The organism is uncultured Amaricoccus sp., assembly GCF_937858865.1.
Classification (GTDB): domain Bacteria; phylum Pseudomonadota; class Alphaproteobacteria; order Rhodobacterales; family Rhodobacteraceae; genus Amaricoccus.
In genome coordinates this window covers 1-3,550 of the sequence record NZ_CALLYO010000479.1, presented here as the reverse complement: position 1 = coordinate 3,550, position 3,550 = coordinate 1, and the positions used below count along the sequence as shown (strand labels likewise).

General features: G+C 74.8%; 5 protein-coding genes. 1 reads left to right on the top strand and 4 read right to left on the bottom strand.

What is annotated here, in order from left to right:
- The 4 genes from Q0112_RS14025 to rpmH form a co-directional block, all read right to left on the bottom strand.
- Positions 1-610, bottom strand: a 610-nt coding sequence (locus Q0112_RS14025) for an ATP12 family chaperone protein (protein WP_297976302.1), incomplete at its 3' end; no start/stop codon positions are given.
- Entirely contained in the window at positions 607-1,293 is a 687-nt protein-coding gene (locus Q0112_RS14020; protein ID WP_297976299.1) for an HAD-IA family hydrolase, read from the bottom strand. The genes Q0112_RS14025 and Q0112_RS14020, both read right to left, overlap by 4 nt.
- The gene (rnpA, locus tag Q0112_RS14015; RefSeq protein WP_297976306.1) at positions 1,290-1,673 is read right to left on the bottom strand and encodes a ribonuclease P protein component; all 384 of its coding nucleotides are present in this window, start codon (positions 1,671-1,673) and stop codon (positions 1,290-1,292) included. Before rnpA ends, Q0112_RS14020 begins: the two co-directional genes overlap by 4 nt.
- Entirely contained in the window at positions 1,670-1,804 is a 135-nt protein-coding gene (gene rpmH, locus Q0112_RS14010; protein WP_297976297.1) for a 50S ribosomal protein L34, read from the bottom strand. The genes rnpA and rpmH overlap by 4 nt, the downstream gene beginning before the upstream one ends.
- Positions 1,805-2,027: 223 nt before the next feature.
- On the opposite strand from rpmH, the gene Q0112_RS14005 reads away from it, so the two are divergent.
- Positions 2,028-3,431 carry a sensor histidine kinase gene (locus Q0112_RS14005; RefSeq protein WP_297976304.1) on the top strand — a complete coding sequence of 468 codons (1,404 nt, stop codon included), beginning with the start codon at positions 2,028-2,030 and terminating at the stop codon, positions 3,429-3,431.
- The last annotated feature ends 119 nt before the right edge of the window (positions 3,432-3,550 follow it).

Below are 3,550 nucleotides of genomic sequence, written 5' to 3'. Positions count from 1 at the left end.
CCTGCCAGGTCTCGTCGAGGCGCGAGATCTCCCAGGCCGCGCCCGGATCGAGCGCACCGCGCCGGACCGCGAGGCCGAGGACGAGCGAGCCCGAGAGCGCTACCAGCTCGTGCAGCGCCACCAGGCCGAAGGGCCCCTCCGCCGCCACCGCGGCCCGGAGCGCGGCGAGGCTCGCCGGCGGCTGCTCCTGCGGGATCACCCCGCCGACGGCGACGAGCGGGGCGCGGAGCTCGCGGCGCGCCCAGCCGAGCCAGGGGTCCCAGGCCGCCGCCTGCCGCGCCGCCAGCGCCGCGGGGCTCTCGGCGCGGTAGCAGACGAGGTCCGTCTCCCCGTAGGCGGCGATGGTGGCGGTGACCGCCGCGCGCTGCGGCTCGACCCGGTCGAGCGCCGAGTTGGCGAGCCGGGTGAGCGGCAGCCGCCGCGGGTCGATCTCGGCCCCGAGCGCGTCCCACTCCGCCGCCACCGCCTCGGCGAGCGCCCGGCGCGGGACCGTGAGCAGCGTCCCCGCCGGCGTCCGCAGCGCCCGCTCGTCGAGCACGACCGCGAAGCCGCCCGCCTCCGGCCGCACCCCGGCCGTCGTCCAGAAGCGGCGGCGCGGCGCCCAGCTCACCGCCGCCGCTCCGCGAGCCGGGCGAGCGCCCCGTCGAGCGCCCCGTCGAGCGCGTCGAAGCTCTCGATGATCGCGTCGGCCGCGGCCAGCCGCGCGCGGGCATGGTAGCCCCAGGCGACCCCGACCGTCGCCATCCCGGCCGCGCGGCCCATGGCGATGTCGAACTCGGTGTCCCCGACCATCACCGCGCGCCCCGCCTCGACCCCGGTCTCGGCCAGCGCCCGGAGCAGCATGGAGGGATGCGGCTTCGAGGGATGATCGTCGGCGGTCTGCGCCGTCACGACGAAATGCGCGAGCCCGTGCCCGGCGAGGATATGGTCGAGCCCGCGCCGCGCCTTGCCGGTCGCCACCCCGATCAGCGTCTCCGGCCGCGCCGCCAGCCGCTCGAGCGCCGCCCGCGCGCCGGGATAGAGCGGCGGCACGCCCTGGCCGCGCGCCCGCTCCTCGGTGAAGCTCGCGCGATAGTCGGCGACGATCGCCTCAACCTCGGCCGGCGCGAGGTGCGGCACCAGCGCCGCCATCGCCTGCGGCAGCGACAGCCCGACCACCCCGAGCGCCGTCTCCCGCGCCGGCAACGGCAGGCCGGCGCGCCCGAAGGCGAAGCGCATGGCGGCGAGGATATGGTGCTGGCTGTCGACCAGCGTGCCGTCGACGTCGAAGACGACGAGCTCGAGCCCGCTCATCCCGCCGTCCCGTGCAGCGCCGCGACGGCCGAGGCGAGATCCTCGCAGAGGAGCCCGAAGGGCCGCGCCGCGGTGGCCTCGCTCCGCCCGATCAGCACATAGTCCCAGCCCGACCGGCCGACGCCCGGCAGAACGACGCGCGCCGCCGCCCGCAGCCGCCGCTTGGCGCGGTTGCGCGCCACCGCGTTGCCGACCTTCTTCGAGCAGGTATAGCCGACCCGCACCGCGCCGCTGTCCTCCCTGGCCTCGCGCCGGCGCGCCTGCACGATCATGCCCGGCCGCGCCTGCCGGCGCGCGCGCGCAGCGGCGAGGAAGTCGGCACGCCGCGTCAGCGTGACCAGCGGAACGGGGGCCGTCCCGGCAGTCGCCTCGGCGCTCAGGCCGACAGGCGCTTGCGGCCGAGCGCGCGGCGCCGGTTGAGGATGATCCGGCCGCTCTTGGTCGCCATGCGGGCACGGAACCCGTGCCGGCGCTTGCGCACGAGCTTGCTCGGCTGATAGGTGCGCTTCATCTCGCATCTCCTGGTGGCGCCGGTCCACAACCCGGCCAGGGGACGGATTCGACGCCCCCGAATTCGAAGGCCCGTCTTTAGGAAGCGGCCGGGGGGAAGTCAATTCGCTTCCCGCTCGCTTCCGGGGCTTTTCTGCCGGAAACTCCCCGGGAACCGGGCGTGCCTTGTGGGGGGAGGCCCTACCGCCTACAGTCCTCACGCCCTCGATGACCTCGTGATCGGCATGGTTCTCAATACCCTTTCCGGCCGCTTCCTGGGCTTGATGGTCCTCTTCGTGCTGATCGCCGAGGTGCTCTTCTTCGTACCCTCGATGACCCGCTTCCGGCTGGACTACCTGCAGAACCGGGTCGAGATGGCGCAGCTCGCCGCGCTCGCGCTGCTCGCGACGCCGCCCGACAGCGAGATCGCGCCCGACCTCAAGGACGAGATCCTCGCGACCGCCGACGTGCTCAACGTCGTGCTCCGGCGCGACGACGTGCGCGAGCTCATGTTCGAGAGCCCGCTGCCCGACATGGTGCAGGAGACCTTCGACCTGCGCGCCCCGAGCCGGCTGGCCCTCGCCCGGGACGCGCTCCGGGTCTTCGCCGCCGACCGCGACCGCATCATCCGCGTCATCGGCCGCAGCAACCAGGGGGCGCAGAGCGAGATCGAGGTGACGCTGCACGAATGGCCGCTCCGCCAGGCGATGATCGACCACGGCCGCCGCATCCTGCTCGTCTCGCTGGTCGTCTCGCTCGCGCTGGCGGCGATGCTCTTCCTCGCGGTGCAGCGGCTCATGGTGCGGCCGATCGGGCGGGTGGTCGAGCATATGACCGCCTACCGCGACGACCCGATGGACGCGAGCCGGATCATCGCCCCCGAGAGCGGCGCGCGCGAGCTGCGCGAGGCGGAGACGGCGCTGCACGAGCTCGAGGTGCAGCTGACCTCGGCGCTGCGGCAGAAGGAGCGGCTCGCCGGCCTGGGCGCGGCGGTGGCCAAGATCAGCCACGACCTCCGCAACATGCTGACCACGGCGCAGCTGCTGACCGACCGCATCGAGGCTTCGAACGACCCCGCCGTGCGGTGGACGGCGCCGAAGCTCGTCGGCTCGCTCGCGCGCGCCATCAGCCTCTGCGAGCGGACGCTCACCTTCGGCAAGGCCGAGGAGCTGCCGCCCGAGCCGGTCGACCTGCCGCTCGCGGCGCTCGTCGCCGAGGTGCTCGACAACGAGCGCGCGGCGGCGGCCGGCTGCGTCAGCCTCGTCTCCGAGGTGCCGGCGGGCCTGCGGGTGCGGGCCGACGCTGACCAGCTCTTCCGGGTCCTCTCCAACCTGGTGCGCAACGCCGCCCAGGCGATCGAGACGGTGGGAAAGCCCGGGGCGGTGAAGGTGACCGCCACCGAGATCGACGGGCGGAGCGAGATCCGCGTCCGCGACACCGGCCCCGGCATGCCGGAGAAGGCGCGCGAGAACCTCTTCCAGCCCTTCCGCGGCAGCGTGCGCCAAGGCGGCTCCGGCCTCGGCCTCGTCATCGCCGCCGACCTCGTCCGCGGCCACGGCGGCTCGCTGATCCTCGAGGAGACCGGCCCGCGCGGCTCGACCTTCCGCATCTCCCTCCCCGCGCCCGGCGCGCAGCGCCGCGCGGGCTGAAGACCTCTCCCAAAGGGCATACGATGCCTCGGTCGAGGGACCGCGCCCTGTACGGAGCGCCGCTCCAGGCCGAAAAGGGCAGCGCCCGACCCGGCGGGCGAGAAGCGCCCGCCTGGGGG

Coding starts and splice junctions, on each gene's coding strand:
- Q0112_RS14020 (WP_297976299.1), bottom strand. CDS start 1,293: ATGAGCGGGCTCGAGCTCGTCGTCTTCGACGTCGACGGCACGCTGGTC.
- Q0112_RS14005 (WP_297976304.1), top strand. CDS start 2,028: ATGGTTCTCAATACCCTTTCCGGCCGCTTCCTGGGCTTGATGGTCCTC.
- rpmH (WP_297976297.1), bottom strand. CDS start 1,804: ATGAAGCGCACCTATCAGCCGAGCAAGCTCGTGCGCAAGCGCCGGCAC.